Origin of the sequence: Nocardia ninae NBRC 108245, from assembly GCF_007990755.1 — a bacterium.
In the GTDB taxonomy this organism is placed as follows: Bacteria; Actinomycetota; Actinomycetes; order Mycobacteriales; family Mycobacteriaceae; genus Nocardia; species Nocardia ninae.
In genome coordinates this window covers 1-20,611 of record NZ_BJXA01000076.1, presented here as the reverse complement: position 1 = coordinate 20,611, position 20,611 = coordinate 1, and the positions used below count along the sequence as shown (strand labels likewise).

Genomic DNA, 20,611 nt, shown 5'->3' with positions numbered 1-20,611 from the left:
GCGCCGACCGGAAACTCGCGATCCGGTCGGCGGGCCCGTTCAGCTCAGCCGCGTGCGGCCTTGAGCAGGTCCTCCCGGGTGGTGAACTTGACCCGAGGCCGTCCGGCGGACTTGCCCGCCGCCCGCTCGGCCTGATCGATCGCCCGCCACCCTTCCCGGTCGACCAGGTCGCTCTGCCGCTGGCCGAGCAACGCCTTCAGCGCCGCCCGATCCGCCTCGGGCGCAGCGAGTTTGCCGCTGGTGAAGTCGGAGATCAGGTTCTCCACCGTCTCCTCGGCATCGATCCGGTTCGAGCCGATGACGCCGCGGGCGCCGCGCTTGATCCAGCCGCTCGCGTACACCCCGGACAGCGGCGTGCCGTCCGTGCCGAGCACCCGGCCGTGCTCGTTCGGCATCACCCCGCGCCGCTCGTCGAACGGCACGTCGGCGACGGCCGCGCCGCGGTAGCCGATGGAACGCAGCACCAGCGAGGCGTCCATCCGCTCGGTGCGCTCGGTCTGCCGCGCCAGCAATTGACCGTTCTCCTCGAACAATTCGTTGTGCGCGAACTCGATCGCCTCGACGTGCTCGGTGCCGACGAGCGCGGTCGGCGAGGCCAGGTAGCGGAAGACGATCCGCTTGTGGGACGGGTCGCGCCGCCCGCCCGCGTACTCCTCGGCGAGGGTGTACTTGAGTTTCAGCGACGGCTCGACCTGTGGGTCGTCCAGCAGCGCCTGGCTGGCGTGATCGAGCGCGAGGTCGGATTCGTCGACGATCACGTCGATGCCCTGCAGATGGGCCAGCGCCAGGAACTCCGACGACGTGTACGCCGCCTGCAGCGGGCCGCGCCTGCCGAGCACAACGACCTCGCGAATATTGCTGCGCCGCAGGGCGTCCAGCGCGTGGTCGGCGATATCGGTCTTGGCCAGCTCGTCCGGGTCGACCGTCAGCACGCGGGCGACGTCGAGTGCGACATTGCCGTTGCCGACGATCACCGCCCGCTCGCCGGACAGGTCGAACTGCCGGTCCGCGAAGTCGGGGTGGCCGTTGTACCAGGCGACGAACTCGGTGGCCGAGTGGCTGCCCGGCAGATCCTCACCGGGCACGCCGAGCTTGCGGTCGGTCGACGCGCCGACCGCGTAGATGACGGCGTGATGGTGCCGCAGCAGCTCCTCGTGCGAGATGTGCGTGCCGACCTCGACATTGAGGTAGTACTGCAGGGTTTCGCGCCGGAACGCGGACTCGAACAGGCTCGACACCGTCTTGGTGCCCGGGTGATCGGGGGCGACGCCGGCCCGGACCAGACCCCACGGGGTCGGCACCCGGTCGAACATCTCGATCTCCACATCCGCCCTGCGCAGTAGCTCGTCGGCCGCGTAGCAGGCCGCCGGGCCGGCGCCGACGATCGCCACCCGCAGCGTGCCGAGTTCCTTCGGCGGCCGCGGCGGCGTCACGATCGGGTCGAAGTTCGATTCCAGCGGATGGCGCTCGAAATAGGCCGCATTGATCTCGCGGTATCTGGCCAGCGATGCGGTCAGGTCGTCCTCGGAGAAGATCGCCTCGACCGGGCACGCATCGACGCACGCACCGCAGTCGATACAGGTGTCGGGGTCGATGTAGAGCATCTCGGTCGTCGCGAACTCCGGTTGGTCCGGGGTCGGACGGATGCAATCGACAGGGCACTCGGAAACGCAGCTGGCGTCGTTGCAACAACGCTGCGTGATTACGTAGGCCATATTGTGCAGATCCTCGAAGATGTACGTGGGCTGTAGGCCACCCGGTGGGCAGAGGTGGACAGAAACGGCACGGCGCGGAACCACCGCGATGTGACGCCGCTTTCAGTTTGCCTCGAGTGTGGTCGAGGCCATGCGACCGGAGGCCTTACGGTATCCCCATGGTGCGGACTCTGATCCTCATGCGGCACGGCAAGTCGGCCTATCCCGACGGTGTCGGCGACCACGAGCGCCCGTTGGCGCCGCGCGGACAACGCGAGGCAGGCTTGGCGGGTGAATGGTTGCGTAAGACGCAGCCGCCGATCGACGCGGTGCGGTGCTCCACCGCGACCCGCACCAGGGAAACCCTCGCCGCCACCGGCGTCACCGCGCCGGTGGTCTACGAAGCGGGCATCTACGAGGCCTCCCCGCAGAGCCTCATCGAGCTGGTCCAGCTCAGCGACGACGACGTGTCGACGCTGCTGGTGATCGGGCACGCGCCCGGAATGCCGTGGACGGCATGGGAGTTGGCGAGCAACCGCAGTTCGACGCCCGCCATCGAGCTCAGCCGCAAATTCCCCACCTCGGCGCTGGCCGTGCTCGAATTCGACCGGCCGTGGACGCAGATCGACCCGGGGACCGGTGAACTCGTGCGTTTCCACATCCCCCGCTGAACAGGCAGTCAGCGCAGCAGCTTGCCGCCGACCACCACGACCGCGCCGAGCACGACCAGCAGCACGAACGCGGCGAATCCGCCGAGCAGCCACCACACGACGGCGAGCGCGAGCACCACCGGCGCCACCGCGATAGCGGCGATCACCGGGCTTTCCTTGACCGTTGCCAGAGCCGAGCGGGCCCTGATCCGGTTGACGTCCTTACCAGGCATGTCCCCAGGGTAGGCCGGAAGCCGGGACTTTGTCGGTCACCGGTGGGATGCTCGGTCGATGGATTGGAAAATCGAGCTCATCGCGATCCCGGTGACCGACGTGGATCGCGCCAAAGACTTCTACACCAAGATCGGATTCAACGCCGACCACGATCACCGGGTCGACGAGAACATGCGCTTCGTACAGCTCACGCCGCCCGGCTCCGGCTGCTCGATCTGTATCGGTGAGGGCATCACCGACGCGGCCCCCGGCAGCGTCCGCGGCATGCAGATCGTGGTCGCCAGCGCGGAGGACGCGTACAAGCACTTGGTGGCGGCCGGGGTGGAAGCGTCACCGGTGGAAGAACTGGCGTGGGGGAAGTTCACCTACTTCGCCGACCCCGATGGAAACCAGTGGGCCGTGCAGGAATTGCCGCAGTACAACTGAGCGGGGGCTTTTCGGCGCGGCAAACGGTTGAGCACGCAACCCGAAGCTGACGCCGGCGCGCCCCGCCCGCGTGTCAGTCCAGCTGGTCCAATCGGATCGTCAGCGGGCACGGCGAGGTGGTCGTGAAAACATCGGTCACCTCGCCGTCATCGACGTACCCGAGCTCCTCGGTGAGCCGGAACGCCACCAGGCTGAGCGGCGGACTCGTGTCGATGATCCAGTAGTGCGGTATGCCTGCATCTGCATACTCGCTGCGCTTCATGACGTAATCCGTGCGCCGGGAGCCGGGCGACACGATTTCGACGACAAGGCGAGCGGCAGACGCGCGAAGAATCCCCTTTTCTGCACCAACTCGCTCGTACTCGGCCTCTGCTACGACGAGAAGGTCGGGTCGCCGGACCGTGGCCGGACCGTCGTCCGGAACCAGTTGCAGGTCGAGGTCAACAGCGGGCACGGCAACCAGGTCCGATGGAAGCTGCGCGTCTACTTGGCCATAGAGCTGGCCACGCACGACGTTGTGTCGCGGCGTTGGCGACGGCGAATTGTTGAGTACCCCTTCTTGCGACTCCCTACGACACCCGTCGTCGTCTTCTCCGAGCGCCACGTAATCGGCAATCGTCAACAGTCGCCACGGTTCCGGAAATGCTGTCACCCTCGCTCCTCGGCTCGTCTCGCTTCTGGTCGCCCCAGTCCCAGCCGCGGTGCATGCTCGATCAGAACCTCCGGCCTCTGTTTACACAGGTTGGAATTTGTCCCGCCACAGGCCAGCGCCGTCGGTGCGCAACGGGGGCGCAGTATTGCGGGTTGGATTCAGTCCAACTGATCCAGCGCGATCTTCAGGGGGCAGGGTGAGGTGGTTGTGAAGGTTTCGGTTGCTTCGCCGTTGTCTACGTAGCCGAGTTCGTCGGTGAGTCGCAGTGCGAGCAGGCTTACCGGCGGGTTCGGGTCGACGATCCAGTACTGGGGGATGCCAGCGTCCTCGTAGTCACCGCGCTTGGTGCGGTAGTCGGTGCGGCGGGAGCCGGGCGAGACGATCTCGATGACGACCACGACGCCCGACGAACGCAGAATCCCGCCTTCGGCTTTGCGTCGTTCGACCTCGGCTCGCCGCACGATCACCATGTCCGGCCTGCGTACCGTCGCAGGGCCCTCCGCAGGAGCCAACTCCAGGTCGATATCGATGTCGGGCACGGCGACCAATTCCGGGGGCAGTTGAGGGCGTAGCTGGGACCAGAGTTCGACGCCGACGAGATTGTGCTCCGGTTCCGGCGACGGCACCATCAACAGCTTCCCCTCCTCCAGCTCCAAGCGATACCGATCGTCCTCACCGAGCGCCACATAGTCGGCGATGGTCAACAGCCGTCCTGGCTCCGGAAGTGCGGTCACGCTCGCTCCTCAGCTCGCCCCCTGGTCGGCTCCAGTGTCCCACGCAAGGTACTCGGGCGGCCGGAACGCGACCGCGGCTTTCCGTAGATTGGACTTGCTTGGAGTGCACTCCAAGTGACTAGCGTCATCGATGTTCAACGGGAAGGGCGAGGATCGTGAGTGAAGGCGCACGGGACGAGCGAGGTAGCGGCTGGGAACAGCCGAGGTATTCGATCGGTGAGGTCGCCGAACGGTCGGGGCTGAGCCGGGACACGCTGCGCTGGTACGAGCGGATCGGGCTGATGGATTACGTGGGCCGGGATCATGCCGGCAAGCGGCGCTTCAGCAATCGCGACCTGGAGTGGCTGGCGCTGATCGGCAGGCTGCGCACCACCGGGATGTCGGTGGCGGACATGGTTCGCTACGCCGAGCTGGTGCGGGCCGGGGAATCGACGTTCCCCGAGCGGCTGGAGATGTTCCGCAACACGCGCGCCGAGGTCCTCGCCAAGATCGATGAACTTCGTCAGACCGTGGCCGTGCTGGATTACAAGATCGATATCTACGAGGGCAAGGCACAGCTTGCCCGGCCGGCCACGATCACCGTGCAAGACAGTGAAGGGATCAAGGTATGACCACCACCGGAACGCTGCCGACGACCACGCTGGGCACCAGCGGTATCGAGATCAGCGTGCAGGGGCTGGGCTGCATGGGGATCAGCGAGTTCTACGGCACCAGCGACCTGGCCGAGTCGCGGGCGACGCTGGACCGGGCGCTGGAACTGGGCGTCACGCTGTTCGACACCGCCGACGTCTACGGCCTGGGGCACAACGAGGAGTTCCTCAGCGACTTCGTGCGAGCCAACCGCGATCGGGTGGTGCTGGCCACCAAGTTCGGCATCGTTCGCAAGGCCGACGATCCGGCCTACCGCGGCATCGACAACTCGCCGGCGTACATCCGCAACGCGGTGGAGGCCAGCCTGCGCAGGCTCGGCATCGACGTGATCGACCTGTACTACATGCACCGGCGCGACCCGTCGGTGCCGATCGAGGACACAGTCGGTGTGCTGGCAGATCTGGTGCAGCAGGGCAAGATTCGCACGGTCGGCCTGTCCGAGGTGACAGGTCCGGAGCTGCGCGCGGCACAGACGGTGCATCCGATCGCCGCCGTGCAGTCCGAATGGTCGATCTTCTCCCGGGATGTCGAGCGGACGGTGGTGCCCGCCGCCATCGAGCTCGGCGTGACCTTCGTGCCGTACTCGCCGCTGGGCCGCGGCTTCCTGACCGGTGCGGTCCAGGAACTCGGGAAAGACGATGTGCGGCGGGTGTTTCCGCGCTTCGCCGAGGACAACGCGGCCCGCAACGCGGAACTGCTCGCGCCGCTGCGCGCCATCGCCGAGACCCGCGGGATCACCATGGCGCAGGTCGCGCTGGCCTGGCTGCACGCACAGGCCCGGGTGCACGCACTCTCGGTGGCTCCGATTCCCGGTACCCGCAGTAGGACTCGGCTTGCCGATAATGTTGCGGCCGCGACCATCGAGCTGACCGCCGACGAATTGGCGACGCTCGCACTGATCGCGGGCCAGGTAGCCGGAAACCGCTACGCGGACATGTCTTTCACGTCCGCAGGCCGGGAATAACAAGCAGCACAACAGATCAGGAGTTCAACCGTGTCCACGCTGACGCTCAATGTCCGCTTCGCCGCCAAGCCGGGGCGCGAGGCCGAGCTGCGCGAGGTGTTGCAGGAAATGATCGAGCCGACCCTCGCCGAGCACGGCTGCCTCGGCTACGAGCTGTACCTGCACCCCACCGATCCGAGCCGGGTCGTCCTGCTCGAGGAGTGGGTCGACGCCGACGCCTTGGCCGCGCATTTCGAGACCCCGCATCTGAAGCAGTGCGCGGCAGCCCTGGACGACATCCTGGTCGAGCCGTTCCAGCTGCGACGATTCACCGAGATCTAGCAACAGACGAGATCTGCGAACTGAGCGCCGGCCCGGCGATCCGAAGACGGATCGCCGGGCCGTGCTGTCTCAGTGGAACGTTCGCCCGCCCAGCGAGGCGCTGATGATGGCGGGCGGCGTCCACCCGGCCATCAGATTCGCCCGCTCCTGCGGGGTGAGATCCTGCCTGGCCCAGATGCGGTGCGCGCTGCGACGGCAGGCGGCGACCAAGGTGGGGGCGGTGCGGTTGCGGAACCTCATGACACTTCTCCTTCTACGGACCTCCATGTTTGTCCCCCGCCCCGGCCCGCGCGAGCAGTGCCGAACGATCTCTACGAGTTCTGTATGCCGGTGTAAATGAACGCGGACCCCGGTCCGTTTAAACCGGCCCCCGCCGTACGACCGGGTACTCGGGTCACTACCATCCAATGGAGTGAAGCCCGATGTATCGCACGACCGCGTCTGGATCGACAAGCAGACGCCCGCCGCGTTCCGCGCCCTCAGCAAGGTCGCGAGCGAAGTACGCGCCGCAGGCGCCGCAGTCGGCCTGGACCGCAAGCTCATCGAGCTGATCAACCTGCGTGTTTCCCAGCTCAACGGCTGCGCCTTCTGCCTGGACACACACCAGCGGGCCGCGCTCGCCGCGGGGAACACCGAACAGGAACTCGCCGTACTGCCCGCGTGGCGGCGCACCGAGCTGTACACACCACAGGAACAGGCCGCCCTCGCGCTGGCCGAGATCACCGCCACGCTGCCGGACGAGGCGACAATGGAGCGTGACTACGCTTTCGCCCGCAAGCATCTGACCGACGATCAGCTGTCCGTCGTCATCTGGGCGGCCACCACGATCGGCGCGTTCAATCGCGTGTCGATCCTCAGCAAGCATCCGGTACGCGCATCGAAGGAGAAGTCGACCATGACCGCAGCTGCCTCGGAATCCAAGGTTGTCCGCAACGACGAGAAGAACCGATACGAGGTGACCTACGGCGGCGAGCTCGCCGGGTTCGCCGAGTACGAGGAGCGCGACGACGAGACGGTGTTCACGCACACCGAGATTGACGGCGCGTTCTCCGGCAAGGGCCTGGGCAGCACGCTGGCCAAGCACGCCATCGAGGACGTGATCGAGCGCGGCCGGGTGATCCGCCCGCTGTGCCCGTTCATCAAGGCTTACCTGGACAAGCACCCGCAGTACGACGCGCAGGTGATCGGAAAGGGCATCACCCGGTGAGGGTGTGCACCGTCGGCACAGCGCCCGGAACGGCGCGATCGTGAGCGACCTCGATCCGCATCCGGCGGAGACACTGTGCGAGCCCGCTCCCGGTCCGGGCCCGGTGGCCGAGCTCTACCCGACGCGCGAGGTACCGCTCGGCGGGGTCCGCGGCGTCTTCGTGGAACGGGTACTGCCGCAACGGGACCTGCCGACCGTCGGAGCGTGGTGCTTCCTGGATCACTTCGGCTCGCCCACGGTCACCGATACCGGGGCGTCGCCGGATATCGATCCGCATCCGCACATCGGCCTGCAGACGGTGACCTGGCCGTTCGACGGCCGGATCCGCCACCGCGACTCGGTCGGCTCCGATGTGCAGATCCAGCCGGGGCAGCTGAACCTGATGACCTCGGGGCGCGGCATCGCGCACTCCGAATACGGTGTCGCGGGCGCGCACGCCGGGCACGGCCTGCAGCTGTGGATCGCCTTGCCCGGCAACAAAACCGGGATCGACCCGCATTTCGAGCAGCATCGCGACCTGCCCGTTTATCAGGCGCCGGGGCTGCAAGCCATCGTGCTGATCGGCACGCTGGCCGGCGTCACCTCCCCCGCCACCGCCTACACGCCGATCGTCGGCGCGGATGTGCGGCTGGCACCGGGCGCGGCCACGCTCCCACTGGAGCGCGGGTTCGAGCACGCGTTGATGGTGATCGAGGGCGAGGTGACGGTCGACGGCACCCCGCTGGCCGCGGGCCCGCTGCTGTACCTCGGCACCGACCGGGCGGAGATCTCGCTGACCAGCACGGCCGGTGCGCATTTCGCGCTGATCGGCGGCGCGCCGTTCGGCGAGGAACTGGTGATGTGGTGGAACTTCGTCGGCCGCAGCCACGAGGACATCGTGGCGGCCCGAAACGATTGGGAGAACCGCGATCTCGGCCGCTTTGCGGATATCGCCGGCCACCCGCCCGAGCAGCGCATTCCGGCGCCACCGCTGCCAGGACTGCATCTCAAGCCGCGCAAACGCCGGATCGGCCCGGCCAGAACCTGATTCACATTCGGCTCATGGCAGCGCCGTGAACAGCTCGTAGCTGTGCCCATCGGGCGCGCGCACGTAGACACCCCGCCCGCCGCCGAGGTGGTTGATCGCCCGGTTCCACCCGTGCTGCGGGGCTGAGCCGTAATCGACGGCGGGCCACTGCGCCAGCCGCCCGAGCACCGCGTCGAACGTCTCGTCGTCGACGAGGAATCCATAGTGCCCCGGCTGGACCCGCCCTCGGTCGTCGAAATCGAAGGTGAGTTCGGCGTTGACCTGGACCGGCACGAAAGGCCCGCTCGGCGGGCCGACGGCCAAGCCGAACAGCTCAGCGAAAAACGTTGCGGCGGCGTGCCGGTCCCTCGCGGGGACGATCGTGTGATTCAAGACGATGGTCATGGCTACCTCCGATAAACATGCGAACTGCATGCAAATATACATGCGATACGCATGTTATTGGCGAGGGCCAGCTAGGCTGGCACCATGAGCAGACGGGCGACCGCCAAGCCTGGGACCGCCGCCGACGGCGGACCCGCGTTGTTTCGACTGGTTCGATTCTGGTCCCGGCGCTGGATCAACCGGACCTCTGCGGACTTACCCGAGGAATTACGGCACGCTCAGCACATCCAGGTGGTCGAGGCGGTAGCCGCCACCGTCGAGCAGGGCGCCGAGGCCACCATCACCTCGGTGGCACATCAACTCGGACTTGATCATTCGGGCGCCAGCCGGATGGTGCGCGACGCCACCGCGGCGGGCCACCTCTCCCGCGCCGAGTCCGAGCACGATCGGCGCCGAACGTCCTTGGCGCTGACCGCGAGCGGTGAGCGCCTGCTCGCCGACGCGCGCGACTGGCAGCGCCAGGTCTTCACCGAACTCACCGCCGACTGGGACGATCTCGATCGGCAGCGGTTCGCCGGCTACCTGCGCAGGTTGAGCGGCGAACTCGAGCGTTGAGCCGAGTTGCGCTGCGACCGAGCTGTTCTGCCGGTCCGAACCGCCGTCCCGGCCGCGCCTGATACTGTCGCCGACGAAAACACTGCGCAGGGGCAGCGCTACCGAAAGAGCACGATGAGAGTCTCCAGAATCGCCGCGACGGCACTGCTGGCCTTGGTCGCCACGGTCATCGGCACGAGCGCCACGCACGCGGATCCCACCACCCCCGACACCGCGCTCGATGTGCGCGGATCCTTCGCCGACATCGCCTATCAGGTTGCGGCATCCGAGGATCGGCGCGCCGCGGTGACGACCATTCAGGACGGTCGCTTCGACCTGATCCACGACGGCCGGGTCGTCACGCTGACCGGTCACGACGGCAACGTCGTCGCCGCGCTCCCGATGGCGCTGCGCGTCGGCGACAAGCGAGTGGCGCTGCACCCGGTCATCGAGGAGTCGGGCCACCGACTCACCCTCGTTCCGGACAACATGTCGCAGACGCCGCTGCGCGATGTCAGCAGCCAGGAACGGTTCTTCGCCGAGGTCGAGAAGGCCATGCCGATTGTGCTGGCGGGCGCAGGAATCGGCGCGGCGATCGGCTTCGTGCTCGGCTTCCCGCTCGGACTTTTCGTGCTCGACTTCATCACGGTGCCGATCACCACGGTGCTCGGCGCCGCGATCGGCGCGGCGGCCGGCCTCGCCATGGGCGGCGGTCAGCCCGCGATCGACGCGGCGCTCGACTACGCCACCGGGGCGCCCTGATCCGATCAGCTTTGCGCGGGATCCTCGATGCCGCCCAGGGTCTGCGTTCCGATGACGCGCAGCAGATCCAGCTTCTCCGCGGCGTCCGTGCCGGGGCGGGGTAGGTAGACCAGCAGGCGCTGAGCGGCGTTCGGGGTGAGCAGCGTTTCGCAGATCGTGTCGATCAAGCCGACCTGCGGGTGCTGGATACGCTTGGTGTCCGAAAGCCGCACCGCTACTTCGTGTTCGTCCCAGAGACGGTCGAATTCGGTGCTCGCGGAACGTAATACGCCGATGAACTCGGCGACGTCGGCATCGCCTGCCCTGCGCGCGGCCGTGGCCCGCAGGTCAGCGACGTGCTGGCGGCCCAAGCGATCCCAGTCCTCCTCGGGGAAGGTCGCGCGCGACTCGATATCGGTGAACCAGCGGTAGGCGTAGAAGCGGTCCCACCCGCGACGAGTGCCGTGATCGCCGATGAGCAGGGTGTGCATGCGGTTCTGCACGAGCACCTCACCGAGGTCGGTGACCACGGTGGCGGCGGTGTCGTCCAGCTTTGCGAGCAGGTGCATCATCCCGGGGCCGACGTGCTTGTCGGTGAGCTCACGTCCCGGCGGCGACTGGTCGCACAGGTGGTAGAGGTAGTCACGTTCGTCGCTGCTGAAACGCAGCGCGCGTGCCAGCGACGCGAGCACCTGGATGGACGGCCGCGGCCCACGCGACTGCTCCAACCGGGTGTAGTAGTCCGTGGACATGCCCGCAAGCAGCGCTACCTCGTCCCGGCGCAGGCCGGGAGTGCGACGCCGGACACCGGGCGGCAAACCCACGTCGGCGGGTGTCAGCTGCTCCCGACGGCGGCGCAAGAAGTCGGCGAGCTCGGTGCGGTCCATGGCTCCACTGTCCCTCGAGTCGGGCCGCTCAGCCAGGGATCGGCGATCCCCCGATAAGCAATCTCTGCCGCGGTCGCCGCAAGAAGCGCAGGCTGGTCCCATGACGACATCGAAGATTCCCGCAGTTCAGCTCGGTAAGACCGGGCCTTCCGTCAGCCGTCTCGGACTCGGCGCGATGGGGATGTCCGGCATGTACGGGGCCGCGGACGACGCCGAATCCACCGCGACCATCCACGCCGCGCTCGACGCGGGCGCGAACCTCATCGATACCGGCGATTTCTACGGTGCCGGACACAACGAGCTACTGATCGGCAAGGCCATCGCCGAGCGGCCGCGCGAGGACGTGGTGCTGAGCGTGAAGTTCGGCGCGCTGCGCGGTCCCGGCGGTACCTGGGGTGGTGTGGACAATCGGCCCGAGGCCTTGCGCAACTTCCTCGTCTACAGCCTGCAGCGGCTCGGCGTCGACTATGTCGACGTCTACCGTCCGGCCAGACTCGATCCGAACGTTCCGATCGAGGACACGGTCGGTGCGATCGGCGAGCTCGTCGCGGCGGGGTATGTCCGGCACATCGGGCTGTCCGAGGTCGGCGCCGACACCATCCGGCGCGCCGCCGCCGTGCATCCGATCGCGGACCTGCAAATCGAGTACTCGCTGATCTCGCGCGGTATCGAGGCCGAGATCCTGCCGCTGTGCCGCGAGCTCGGCATCGGCGTCACCGCCTACGGTGTGCTGTCGCGCGGACTGCTCAGCAGCTCGGTACAGGCGGGGACCACGTTCGCCGCCAACGACTTCCGGGCGCACAGCCCGCGCTTCCAGGGCGAGAACCTCAGCCGGAACCTGAAGCTGGTCGATGCGCTCGCCGAAATCGCCGCGGCCAAGGATGTTTCGGTCGCCCAGCTGGCGATCGCGTGGGTGCTGACCCGCGGCGACGATATCGTGCCGGTCATCGGTGCGCGGCGGCGTGAGCGCTGGGCGGAAGCGGTAGGCGCACTGGATGTTTCGCTGACCGAGGACGAGTTGGCGACCATCGAGGCCGCGGTGCCCGCCGAGCAGATCGCCGGTTCACGGTATGCCGCCGAGCAGATGGCGATGCTCGACAGCGAGCGCTGAGCCGAGAGCGGCGGGCGCGCTCGTGCAGTCGGGGGCGCGCCCGCCGGATCACTTCCGGCGTGGCCGGATCATTTTCGCCGCGGCCGGATCACGGCGGTGAATGCCGCTGCGGCGACCGACTTTCCGGTGTTGTCGGTGATGTTCACCGGCACTTCCAGTTCGATCGGCGTCCGGGCCGCGATGTCCGCCCGCACCTGCTGCAAAATCTCCCCGGACACCTCGGATGTCGCGAGGTACGGTCCGGCGTCACCTTTCGCGCGCGCCCGGTATTCGATCCGCCCGTCCCTGGCCACGATGAAGGTCTCGCCCATCAGGTCCACGATTCCCGAGACCGACGCGCCCATCGCCGCGGTCTCGGCCAGGCCGAACAGCACCGCCGCGTGCAGATCACCGTTGTGGTTGAGATGCTCGGCGCGCGGCGCCATCCGCACCACGTTCCGTCCGGCATCGAACTCCACTCCTTCGATCCCGGTGAATTGGATGAACCCCAGCTTCTGGAACCCCGCCATTACCAACTCGCCCATGGCCGCGCTGTCCATCGCATCTCCCACTACATAACTGGAACGTGTTCCATTTTCATACCGTGGTGGGCGGGCGTTGTCCACGCGAAGCGTGCAACGGGATCCTGGATACGTTTCACTCCCGTGCCGTCAGGGGCGCGGATATGCCTTCGGTAGCTGGTAGCCGCGTTCGGCGAGGACGGTGCGCAACAGGTCCGGGCGGTTGGTGATGAGGCCGTCCACGTCGAGGTCGATCAGCGCAATCATGGTGGCGCGGTCGTCGACCGTCCACGGCACCACTCGCATCTGCTGCCGGTGCGCGGCCCGCACCAGCTCACGCGTCGTGAACGGCCGATAGCCCGGGTCCTCGACGCTGCCGTCCTGCGGGTCGCCGTGCACCGGCGAGACCGCATCGGCACCGAAAGACGCTGCGGCGCTGACGAACTTGCGCTGCAGCGAGCCGGGGAAGTCATCGATGTCGAGGCCGCCCAACCATGGCGACGCCCCGGGTTGGTCGGCCTGCAAGAACTGCTGCCCGTTGGTCAACGCGACGATCGGCAGTTCCGGCGCCACCTCCCGCATCCGCATCAGGGCACCCCAGTCGAAACTTTGGATGGTGACCTGGTTTTCGAGGTGCGCGCGCCGGACTTCCGCCGCGACCACCTGCACGAACTGCTCCCGCGGTGCGGTTTGCTCCGGCGCGCCCGCCTCCACCTTGGTCTCGATGTTCAGCATGACCTCATCGGCGCGATAGGCACGCACGAGATCGAAAACCTCCGACAGCAACGGCATTCGAGCGCCCGGCACGGTGCGCTGTTCGGGGAAAGCCGCCAATCGCAGTGAGCCGCAATCGATGGTGCGCACCTGCGCCAACGTCAGGTCGCGAATGAACCTGGTGCCGGGCACATACGGGAACTCGGGATCGCCGAGAAAGGCGGGGGCGGTGTCGACGCACTTGTTCGGATTGGGGTCCCGATCGTGGGTGAGCACCGCGTAGCCGTCCTCGGTGATCTGCACGTCCAGCTCCAGCGTGCGCACGCCGAGTTCCAACGCGTTCGCGAAGGCGGCCACGGTGTTCTCCACCACCAGGGCGAGGCCACCGCGGTGCGCCTGCAGATCGAATTGCCGCGGCGGCACGTCCGCCGACGCCGCACCCGCGTTCAGCAGACCGGCCAGCAGGATCGCCGCGACTCCGAGTACAGATGTTCGACGCATACACCTCATTGTGGCCGCCTTCGCCGACGCGGCGGTGACGTCCGCATGAATCCCGGGCGGATTACGGAATCAGCACCACCTTGCCGGTCGTCGCCCGATTCTCCAACGCGGCATGTGCTTTCGCCGCTTGGTCGAGCGGGAAGGTCTGGACGGTCGGCACCATGGTGCCGTCGGCGGCCGCGGCCAGCGCGCGGGACTCCTCGCCGCGCACCTCGCGGGGCTGGCTCAGCATGATCGACAGCGCGTCGATCACCGTAATGCCTTGTTCCCGCAGTTTCTCCGGGTCCGGTTCGAAGGTCTCCCTGGAGGCGTTTCCGTAGGTGACGTACCGCCCGCCCTCGGCGAGCAAGGACACTGCCGCCCGGCCCTTCTCGCCCATCACACCGTCGAGCACTACCGTCACCGCGCGGTCGCAGAACGCCTGCCGGATCTGGTCGGTCCAGTCGGACTCGTTGTAGTCGACAGCTAGGTCGGCACCCAGTGCGTCCACCGCAGCGACTTTGGCCGCTCCGCCGGCCGCGCCGATGACCCTGGCGCCGATATTGCGGGCGTGCTGGACGATCAATCGGCCGACCCCGCCTGCCGCCGAATTCACCAGGACCAGGTCGTCGGACGTCAGCGCGGCGATATCGAGGACCTCGACGGTGGTGGTGCCGGTGACGATCATGGCGACGGCGGTCGAATGGTCCAGAGCGTCCGGAATCCGGTGCAGTGCAGCCAACTCCGCGATCGCCCACTCGGCGTAACCGCCGGAGGTGCTGCGCGGCGTCACCACTGCGGCGTCGAGCCAGGACAAGTCCACATCCGGCCCGATCGCGTCGACGACACCCGCGACCTCGCCGCCGAAAATTGCGGGCAACTCCGGTAGCGGTGGGCCGATCGCCAGGCCCGCCCGCATCGCCGTCTCGATCAGGTGCACACCGGCTGCCCGGACGGCGATGCGCACCTCGCCCGGACCCGGTTTCAGATCGGGAACCTCCTCGTAGCGCAGGTTTTCCGGGGGGCCGAATGAATGCAGGACTACGGCGCGCACAGCAACTCCTCTGGTCAGAACTCCTTCGAGCTTCGGTGACCAGCGTGCAACCTAAACGTTAGTTGATGTCAATCCGCTCCTCGTCGGTCTGCCGGATACCGTCCTCATCCATGTCTCGCACGTCGTCCCAGACCGCCAGCGCGACGATGCCGAACAGCAGCAGGACGCCGAGCGCTACCACCAGTGGATAGTTCACTGGCCGGATCAGGCCAGGCCACCGGGTTTTCCGAGTAGCTCGGCTAGGGCGGTGTCGATGAACCGGGTGTCTTCGGGGTTGCTGCCGTGGCCGGCGAAGTGGCCCCAGATGCCCGGGATCACCCGGAGTTCGGCGTTGCGCATGTGACCGACGGCCCAGGCCTCGTCCTCCGGCGGGAAGTAGAGGTCCTTCTCGGCAGGCATGACCAGGGCGGTGGCCTTGATCGAGGCGAGGGCGGCTTCGGTGTCGCCGTCGAAGCCGGGCGTGCGGCCGACGTCGCCGTGCTGCCAGGTCCACAGCATGGTGAGCAGGTTGTTCGGGTCGCGGCCGTCCAGGAAGAAGCCCTCCCAGAAGCCGATCAGGAAGTCCTCGAGCGAGGTGTAGCCGAGCTTCTCGTATTCCTTCTCCCAGTAGAAGGCCTGCGAGAAACCCCAGCCTGCGTAAACCCTTGCCAGGGCGCGCAATCCGGTGGTCGGCCAGTGTTCGCCGTACCAGCCGCCCGCGAAGGCCGAGTCGGCGGTCAGGGCCGCCTTGACGCCCTCCAGGAAGACCTTGTTGTGGTCGCTGGTCCGGGCGGAGCCGCAGAACGGGGCGATCCGCTCCACCATGTCCGGATAGCTCACCGCCCACTGGTAGGTCTGGCCCGCGCCCATGGACCAGCCGGTCACCAAGGCCAGTCGCTCGATGCCGAAACGCTCTGTCACCAAACGGTATTGCGCGGCCACCTGGTCGTACACCGTGATGTCCGGGAAGCGGGCGCGGTCATAGGGTTGCAGCGTGTTGCTCGGCGAGCTGGACAGGCCGTTGCCGATCATGTTCGGCACGATGATGAAGTACTCCGCCGGATCCAGCGCCATCCCCGGACCGATCAGCCACTCGTTGTCCCAATGTCGCCCCGAATACCACGTCGGATAGACGATGGCATTGCTCTTGTCCACGTTGAGCTCACCATAGGTGGCGTACGTCAGGAAGGCACCACGCAGCGTGGCACCGTGCTGGGTGGTGAAATCACCGAGATCGAAGATCTGGTGGTCGGTCATGAAGCGACTCGCTTTCGCAACGGGCGGAACAGGATTCAGCAGGTCCCAGCCGCCCGAGCGCACCATCCACCGACCAAACCCCTTCAATTGAAAATATTCTTACAGAAAATATTCCCCGCGAAGTAAATTTCGCATCACTCTTCCGACACCGTGAAGACTCCCTACCAACGCAAACGGCCCCCGCTCCTGGAAGGGAGCGGGGGCCGGATGTGTTGCGGTACCGGGTTTAGCGGTAGTCGCTGAAACCGTAGTCGTCGAGCGGGACTGCGGCGCCGGTGGTCTGGCCGAAGCTGTCCGGGCTGTAGTAGGTGTCGTCGTAGGACGGCACCGCGTACGCGGCGGCACGGGCTTCTTCGGTCGGCTGCACCGTGATGTTGCGGTAGCGGTTGATACCGGTACCGGCCGGGATCAGCTTGCCGATGATCACGTTCTCCTTGAGACCGATGAGCTTGTCGGAGCGGCAGTTGATGGCCGCGTCCGTCAGCACTCGAGTGGTCTCCTGGAAGGACGCCGCCGACAGCCACGAATCCGTCGCGAGCGACGCCTTCGTGATACCCATCAGCACCGGGCGACCCGCCGCGGGCTCGTTGCCCTCGGCGACGACGCGACGGTTGGAGGCCTCGAACTCGGAACGCTCGGTGAGCGAACCGGGCAGGAACTCCGTGGCACCCGAGTCGATGATCGTCACGCGACGCAGCATCTGGCGCACGATGACCTCGATGTGCTTGTCGTGGATCGACACACCCTGCGAGCGGTAGACCTCCTGGACCTCGTGGACCAGGTGGATCTGCACCTGACGGGGACCCATGATGCGCAGCACCTCGTGCGGATCCGCCGCGCCTTCCAGCAGCTGCTGGCCGACCTCGACGTGGTCACCATCGGAGAGCAGACGCTCGGTGCCGTCGTCGTGCTTGAAGACACGCAGACGCTGCCGCTTCGAGAGCTTGTCGTAGACAACCTCTTCGCCACCGTCATCGGGGATGATGGTGATCTTGTAGAAGCGGTCGTCGTCCTCCATCCGGACCCGGCCACTGACCTCGGCGATCGGAGCCTTGCCCTTCGGCACACGGGCCTCGAACAGCTCCTGCACCCGGGGCAGACCGCCGGTGATGTCATCGCCGGCGACACCACCCTGGTGGAAGGTACGCATGGTCAGCTGGGTGCCGGGCTCACCGATGGACTGCGCGGCGACGATGCCGACGGCCTCACCGATGTCGACCAGCTTGCCGGTGGCCATCGAGCGGCCGTAGCAGGTGGCACAGACACCGGTACCGGTGGTGCAGGTCAGCACGGAGCGGACCCGGACCTCGGTGATGCCTGCCCCGAGCAGCGCGTCGATCGCCGGGTCGCCGAGGTCGGCGCCCTTCGCGATGACCAGGTTGCCCTTGGCGTCCACCGCGTCCGAAGCGAGCGTGCGAGCGTACGCGGAGGTCTCCACGTGCGCGTCGCGGATGAGCGAGCCATCCGCCTGCTTGTCGGCGATGTGCACGATGATGCCGCGCTCGGTGGCGCAATCGTGCTCGCGCACGATCACGTCCTGCGAGACGTCCACCAGACGACGGGTCAGGTAACCCGAGTCGGCGGTACGCAGCGCGGTATCGGCCAGACCCTTACGAGCACCGTGGGTGTTGATGAAGTACTCGAGCACGGTCAGGCCCTCACGGAACGAGGACTTGATCGGGCGCGGGATGAACTCACCCTTCGGGTTCGTCACCAGACCCTTCATACCGGCGAGGGTACGAGTCTGGGTGAAGTTACCCGTGGCGCCCGACTCGACGATCGTGATGATCGGGTTGTCCGGCGGGTAGTGCGCCCGCAGTGCCGTACCGACCTCTTCGGTCGCTTCCTGCCAGATCTTGACCAGGGCGTTGTTGCGCTCCTGGTGATCGAGCGCACCACGCTGGTACTTCTTCTCGATCTGATCGGCAAGCGCCTCGTAGCGCTCCATGATCTCGGTCTTCTCCGGCGGCACCAGCACGTCGGACATCGAGACCGTCACGCCGGAACGGGTGGCCCAGTAGAAGCCCGCGTCCTTCAGCTTGTCGACGGTCTGCGCGACCACGATCATCGGGTAGCGCTCGGCCAGATCGTTGATGATCGTCGCCTGACGCTTCTTCGGCATCTGCTCGTTGATGAACGCGTAGTCCGCCGGCAGCAGCTCGTTGAACAGCACGCGACCAAGGGTGGTCTCGGCAATCCACGCGTCGCCGCGGTTCCAGCCCTCCGGGAACAGCTTCGCCTCGATGTCCTTCGGCGGGCGCTGGTGGATGAGGCGCACCTTGATCAGCGAACGCACGGTGAGCTCACCGCGGTCCACCGCCATCTGTGCCTCGGCAGGCGAGGAGTAGACGCCGAACTCGGCCTTGTCCTTGCCCGCGGCCTTGTACTCGCCCTTCGCGCCCTCTTCGAGGCGGGTCAGGTAGTACAGGCCGGTCACCATGTCGAGACGCGGCATGGCGAGCGGTCGGCCGGAGGCAGGCGACAGGATGTTGTTCGAGGACAGCATCAGGATGCGGGCCTCGGCCTGCGCCTCCGCGGACAGCGGAAGGTGCACGGCCATCTGGTCACCGTCGAAGTCGGCGTTGAACGCTTCACAGACGAGCGGGTGCAGCTGGATCGCCTTACCCTCGACGAGCTGCGGCTCGAACGCCTGGATGCCCAGACGGTGCAGGGTGGGCGCGCGGTTCAGCAACACCGGGTGCTCGGCGATGACCTCTTCGAGGACATCCCACACCTGGGGACGCTGACGCTCGACCATCCGCTTGGCGGACTTGATGTTCTGCGCGTGGTTCAGGTCGACCAGACGCTTCATCACGAACGGCTTGAACAGCTCGAGCGCCATCAGCTTGGGCAGACCGCACTGGTGCAGCTTCAGCTGCGGGCCGACCACGATGACCGAACGGCCCGAGTAGTCGACACGCTTGCCCAGCAGGTTCTGCCGGAAACGACCCTGCTTGCCCTTGAGCAGATCGCTCAGCGACTTCAGCGGGCGGTTACCCGGTCCGGTGACCGGGCGGCCGCGACGGCCGTTGTCGAACAGCGCGTCCACGGACTCCTGCAGCATCCGCTTCTCGTTGTTGACGATGATCTCGGGCGCGCCGAGGTCGATCAGTCGCTTGAGGCGGTTGTTGCGGTTGATCACGCGGCGGTACAGGTCGTTCAGGTCGGAGGTGGCGAACCGGCCACCGTCGAGCTGAACCATCGGGCGCAGCTCCGGCGGGATCACCGGAACGGCGTCGAGCACCATGCCCATCGGCGAGTTGCCGTTGGTCTGGAACGCCGCGACGACCTTGAGCCGCTTGAGCGCGCGCAGCTTCTTCTGGCCCTTACCGCTGCGGATGGTCTCCCGCAGGCTCTCCGCCTCGGCGTCGATGTCGAAGTTCTCCATCAGCTTCTGGATGGACTCCGCACCCATGGCGCCGGTGAAGTATTCGCCGTAGCGGTCGATCAGCTCGCGGTAGAGCACCTCATCGACGATGAGCTGCTTGGGCGCCAGCTTGGTGAAGGTGGTCCAGATCTCGTCGAGCCGATCCAGCTCACGCTGGGACCGGTCGCGCAGCTGACGCATCTCGCGCTCGCCGCCGTCCTTGACCTTGCGGCGGACGTCGGACTTGGCACCCTCGGCCTCGAGCTCGGCCAGGTCGGCCTCGAGCTTCTGGGCACGGGCCTCGAGGTCGGCGTCGCGCTGGTCGGCGACCGCCTTCTTCTCGACCTCCATCTCGGCTTCGAGCGTGCTGAGCTCGTTGTGGCGCAGCTCGTCGTCGACCGCGACGATGACGTAGGCGGCGAAGTAGATGATCTTTTCCAGATCCTTCGGCGCCAGGTCGAGCAGGTACCCGAGGCGCGAGGGCACGCCCTTGAAGTACCAGATGTGGGTGACCGGTGCGGCCAGCTCGATGTGGCCCATCCGCTCACGACGCACCTTGGCGCGAGTGACCTCGACGCCACAGCGCTCACAGATGATGCCCTTGAAGCGGACACGCTTGTACTTGCCGCAGTAGCACTCCCAGTCCCGGGTAGGACCGAAGATCTTCTCGCAGAAGAGCCCGTCCTTCTCCGGCTTGAGGGTGCGGTAGTTGATGGTCTCCGGCTTTTTCACCTCGCCGAAAGACCACTGGCGGATGTCGTCCGCGGTGGCCAGGCCGATCCGGAGTTCATCGAAGAAGTTGACGTCTAGCACGTAACTTCCTTTCCCCTATAAGGGTCGAATTCGAGCAAAAAGTTCACTAGTTGGTGGAACGCGGGGCCGGATGCCGTTCTCAGCGAACGGCATCCGGCCGACCGCCTAGTTCGCCAGATCGTCGACGGTGGCCGCTTCGTTCCTGGACAAGTTGATGCCCAGGTTCGCCGCGGCGCGCTCCAGATCCTCGTCGTCGCCGTCGCGCATCTCGATCGCGGCGCCGTCGGAAG

The 20,611-nt window shown here is 66.8% G+C and carries 23 protein-coding genes and 1 pseudogene; 11 read left to right on the top strand and 13 right to left on the bottom strand.

Translation table 11 applies throughout. The features are described 5' to 3' along the window. Nucleotides 1-44 precede the first annotated feature (44 nt). Nucleotides 45-1,715 (bottom strand): FAD-dependent oxidoreductase, encoded by a 1,671-nt coding sequence (locus tag NN4_RS35950; protein WP_147140563.1) that lies wholly within the window; start codon nucleotides 1,713-1,715, stop codon nucleotides 45-47. 158 nt (nucleotides 1,716-1,873) lie between these two features. Here NN4_RS35950 and NN4_RS35945 point away from each other — a divergent pair, with 158 nt between their 5' ends. Further along, entirely contained in the window at nucleotides 1,874-2,365 is a 492-nt protein-coding gene (locus NN4_RS35945) for a SixA phosphatase family protein (protein ID WP_135233560.1), read from the top strand. Between the two features lie 8 nt (nucleotides 2,366-2,373). Here the strand turns inward: NN4_RS35945 and NN4_RS35940 are convergent, their stop codons facing one another. Continuing rightward, nucleotides 2,374-2,577, bottom strand: a complete 204-nt coding sequence (locus tag NN4_RS35940) for a hypothetical protein (RefSeq protein WP_135233561.1) — start codon at nucleotides 2,575-2,577, stop codon at nucleotides 2,374-2,376. 58 nt (nucleotides 2,578-2,635) lie between these two features. On the opposite strand from NN4_RS35940, the gene NN4_RS35935 reads away from it, so the two are divergent. Beyond that, entirely contained in the window at nucleotides 2,636-3,004 is a 369-nt protein-coding gene (locus NN4_RS35935; RefSeq protein WP_147140561.1) for a glyoxalase superfamily protein, read from the top strand. A gap of 73 nt (nucleotides 3,005-3,077) precedes the next feature. On the opposite strand, the gene NN4_RS35930 is transcribed toward NN4_RS35935, so the two are convergent. Further along, entirely contained in the window at nucleotides 3,078-3,626 is a 549-nt protein-coding gene (locus tag NN4_RS35930) for a Uma2 family endonuclease (RefSeq protein ID WP_246181268.1), read from the bottom strand. 188 nt (nucleotides 3,627-3,814) lie between these two features. Then, nucleotides 3,815-4,390, bottom strand: a complete 576-nt coding sequence (locus NN4_RS35925; protein WP_147140557.1) for a Uma2 family endonuclease — start codon at nucleotides 4,388-4,390, stop codon at nucleotides 3,815-3,817. A gap of 155 nt (nucleotides 4,391-4,545) precedes the next feature. Between NN4_RS35925 and NN4_RS35920 the strand changes: the two genes are divergently transcribed. The 3 genes from NN4_RS35920 to NN4_RS35910 are packed head-to-tail and all read left to right on the top strand — an operon-like array spanning nucleotide 4,546 to nucleotide 6,326. Continuing rightward, nucleotides 4,546-5,001, top strand: a complete 456-nt coding sequence (locus tag NN4_RS35920) for a MerR family transcriptional regulator (protein WP_147140554.1) — start codon at nucleotides 4,546-4,548, stop codon at nucleotides 4,999-5,001. Continuing rightward, entirely contained in the window at nucleotides 4,998-6,005 is a 1,008-nt protein-coding gene (locus tag NN4_RS35915; protein ID WP_147140552.1) for an aldo/keto reductase, read from the top strand. The genes NN4_RS35920 and NN4_RS35915 overlap by 4 nt, the downstream gene beginning before the upstream one ends. Before the next feature lie 30 nt (nucleotides 6,006-6,035). Next, the gene (locus NN4_RS35910) at nucleotides 6,036-6,326 is read left to right on the top strand and encodes a putative quinol monooxygenase (RefSeq protein ID WP_246181267.1); all 291 of its coding nucleotides are present in this window, start codon (nucleotides 6,036-6,038) and stop codon (nucleotides 6,324-6,326) included. A 69-nt stretch (nucleotides 6,327-6,395) separates the two neighbouring features. Here NN4_RS35910 and NN4_RS45410 read toward each other — a convergent pair whose 3' ends face one another. Further along, the gene (locus tag NN4_RS45410; protein WP_167837573.1) at nucleotides 6,396-6,566 is read right to left on the bottom strand and encodes a hypothetical protein; all 171 of its coding nucleotides are present in this window, start codon (nucleotides 6,564-6,566) and stop codon (nucleotides 6,396-6,398) included. 172 nt (nucleotides 6,567-6,738) lie between these two features. Here NN4_RS45410 and NN4_RS47045 point away from each other — a divergent pair. From NN4_RS47045 to NN4_RS35900, 3 genes and pseudogenes are all read left to right on the top strand, one after another. Further along, a pseudogene (locus tag NN4_RS47045) lies at nucleotides 6,739-7,200 on the top strand (carboxymuconolactone decarboxylase family protein); the annotation flags it as partial. Between the two features lie 21 nt (nucleotides 7,201-7,221). Beyond that, nucleotides 7,222-7,533, top strand: coding sequence for a GNAT family N-acetyltransferase (locus NN4_RS47040; protein ID WP_370465410.1), 312 nt, complete (start codon nucleotides 7,222-7,224; stop codon nucleotides 7,531-7,533). 40 nt (nucleotides 7,534-7,573) lie between these two features. Beyond that, complete coding sequence (locus NN4_RS35900) at nucleotides 7,574-8,560, top strand: pirin family protein (RefSeq protein WP_147140548.1); 987 nt, start codon at nucleotides 7,574-7,576, stop codon at nucleotides 8,558-8,560. Between the two features lie 12 nt (nucleotides 8,561-8,572). Here the strand turns inward: NN4_RS35900 and NN4_RS35895 are convergent, their stop codons facing one another. After that, nucleotides 8,573-8,944 carry a VOC family protein gene (locus NN4_RS35895; protein WP_147140546.1) on the bottom strand — a complete coding sequence of 124 codons (372 nt, stop codon included), beginning with the start codon at nucleotides 8,942-8,944 and terminating at the stop codon, nucleotides 8,573-8,575. A gap of 84 nt (nucleotides 8,945-9,028) precedes the next feature. On the opposite strand from NN4_RS35895, the gene NN4_RS35890 reads away from it, so the two are divergent. Next, complete coding sequence (locus tag NN4_RS35890; protein WP_147140543.1) at nucleotides 9,029-9,499, top strand: MarR family winged helix-turn-helix transcriptional regulator; 471 nt, start codon at nucleotides 9,029-9,031, stop codon at nucleotides 9,497-9,499. Between the two features lie 114 nt (nucleotides 9,500-9,613). Then, complete coding sequence (locus NN4_RS35885) at nucleotides 9,614-10,240, top strand: DUF8020 domain-containing protein (protein WP_147140541.1); 627 nt, start codon at nucleotides 9,614-9,616, stop codon at nucleotides 10,238-10,240. 5 nt (nucleotides 10,241-10,245) lie between these two features. On the opposite strand, the gene NN4_RS35880 is transcribed toward NN4_RS35885, so the two are convergent. Next, complete coding sequence (locus NN4_RS35880; protein WP_147140540.1) at nucleotides 10,246-11,106, bottom strand: helix-turn-helix transcriptional regulator; 861 nt, start codon at nucleotides 11,104-11,106, stop codon at nucleotides 10,246-10,248. A 100-nt stretch (nucleotides 11,107-11,206) separates the two neighbouring features. Between NN4_RS35880 and NN4_RS35875 the strand changes: the two genes are divergently transcribed. Further along, nucleotides 11,207-12,217, top strand: coding sequence for an aldo/keto reductase (locus tag NN4_RS35875; RefSeq protein ID WP_147140538.1), 1,011 nt, complete (start codon nucleotides 11,207-11,209; stop codon nucleotides 12,215-12,217). Nucleotides 12,218-12,285: 68 nt separating this feature from the next. On the opposite strand, the gene NN4_RS35870 is transcribed toward NN4_RS35875, so the two are convergent. The 6 genes from NN4_RS35870 to NN4_RS35850 all read right to left on the bottom strand — a co-directional run bounded on the left by NN4_RS35870 (nucleotide 12,286) and on the right by NN4_RS35850 (nucleotide 20,381). Further along, the gene (locus tag NN4_RS35870) at nucleotides 12,286-12,756 is read right to left on the bottom strand and encodes a PaaI family thioesterase (RefSeq protein WP_107659484.1); all 471 of its coding nucleotides are present in this window, start codon (nucleotides 12,754-12,756) and stop codon (nucleotides 12,286-12,288) included. Between the two features lie 111 nt (nucleotides 12,757-12,867). Continuing rightward, the gene (locus NN4_RS35865; protein ID WP_147140535.1) at nucleotides 12,868-13,932 is read right to left on the bottom strand and encodes a glycerophosphodiester phosphodiesterase family protein; all 1,065 of its coding nucleotides are present in this window, start codon (nucleotides 13,930-13,932) and stop codon (nucleotides 12,868-12,870) included. Nucleotides 13,933-13,993: 61 nt separating this feature from the next. Next, on the bottom strand, nucleotides 13,994-14,965 hold the full coding sequence (locus tag NN4_RS35860; protein ID WP_147140533.1) for a zinc-binding dehydrogenase: 972 nt from the start codon (nucleotides 14,963-14,965) through the stop codon (nucleotides 13,994-13,996). Between the two features lie 58 nt (nucleotides 14,966-15,023). Continuing rightward, a complete protein-coding gene (locus tag NN4_RS45405; RefSeq protein ID WP_186818790.1) occupies nucleotides 15,024-15,161 on the bottom strand; it encodes a hypothetical protein in 138 nt (45 codons plus the stop codon). A gap of 8 nt (nucleotides 15,162-15,169) precedes the next feature. Next, the gene (locus NN4_RS35855; RefSeq protein WP_147140531.1) at nucleotides 15,170-16,201 is read right to left on the bottom strand and encodes an alpha/beta fold hydrolase; all 1,032 of its coding nucleotides are present in this window, start codon (nucleotides 16,199-16,201) and stop codon (nucleotides 15,170-15,172) included. Between the two features lie 226 nt (nucleotides 16,202-16,427). Continuing rightward, nucleotides 16,428-20,381: a DNA-directed RNA polymerase subunit beta' gene (locus NN4_RS35850; RefSeq protein WP_147140529.1), complete on the bottom strand. Its 3,954-nt coding sequence runs from the start codon at nucleotides 20,379-20,381 to the stop codon at nucleotides 16,428-16,430. Between the last annotated feature and the right edge of the window lie 230 nt (nucleotides 20,382-20,611).

Excerpts from the sequence above, each read along its gene's own strand:
- NN4_RS35950 (WP_147140563.1), bottom strand. The coding sequence starts at position 1,715 with ATGGCCTACGTAATCACGCAGCGTTGTTGCAACGACGCCAGCTGCGTT.
- NN4_RS35945 (WP_135233560.1), top strand. The coding sequence starts at position 1,874 with ATGGTGCGGACTCTGATCCTCATGCGGCACGGCAAGTCGGCCTATCCC.
- NN4_RS35940 (WP_135233561.1), bottom strand. The coding sequence starts at position 2,577 with ATGCCTGGTAAGGACGTCAACCGGATCAGGGCCCGCTCGGCTCTGGCA.
- NN4_RS35935 (WP_147140561.1), top strand. The coding sequence starts at position 2,636 with ATGGATTGGAAAATCGAGCTCATCGCGATCCCGGTGACCGACGTGGAT.
- NN4_RS35915 (WP_147140552.1), top strand. The coding sequence starts at position 4,998 with ATGACCACCACCGGAACGCTGCCGACGACCACGCTGGGCACCAGCGGT.
- NN4_RS45410 (WP_167837573.1), bottom strand. The coding sequence starts at position 6,566 with ATGAGGTTCCGCAACCGCACCGCCCCCACCTTGGTCGCCGCCTGCCGT.
- NN4_RS47040 (WP_370465410.1), top strand. The coding sequence starts at position 7,222 with ATGACCGCAGCTGCCTCGGAATCCAAGGTTGTCCGCAACGACGAGAAG.
- NN4_RS35895 (WP_147140546.1), bottom strand. The coding sequence starts at position 8,944 with ATGACCATCGTCTTGAATCACACGATCGTCCCCGCGAGGGACCGGCAC.
- NN4_RS35890 (WP_147140543.1), top strand. The coding sequence starts at position 9,029 with ATGAGCAGACGGGCGACCGCCAAGCCTGGGACCGCCGCCGACGGCGGA.
- NN4_RS35885 (WP_147140541.1), top strand. The coding sequence starts at position 9,614 with ATGAGAGTCTCCAGAATCGCCGCGACGGCACTGCTGGCCTTGGTCGCC.
- NN4_RS35880 (WP_147140540.1), bottom strand. The coding sequence starts at position 11,106 with ATGGACCGCACCGAGCTCGCCGACTTCTTGCGCCGCCGTCGGGAGCAG.
- NN4_RS35875 (WP_147140538.1), top strand. The coding sequence starts at position 11,207 with ATGACGACATCGAAGATTCCCGCAGTTCAGCTCGGTAAGACCGGGCCT.
- NN4_RS35870 (WP_107659484.1), bottom strand. The coding sequence starts at position 12,756 with ATGGACAGCGCGGCCATGGGCGAGTTGGTAATGGCGGGGTTCCAGAAG.
- NN4_RS35865 (WP_147140535.1), bottom strand. The coding sequence starts at position 13,932 with ATGCGTCGAACATCTGTACTCGGAGTCGCGGCGATCCTGCTGGCCGGT.
- NN4_RS35855 (WP_147140531.1), bottom strand. The coding sequence starts at position 16,201 with ATGACCGACCACCAGATCTTCGATCTCGGTGATTTCACCACCCAGCAC.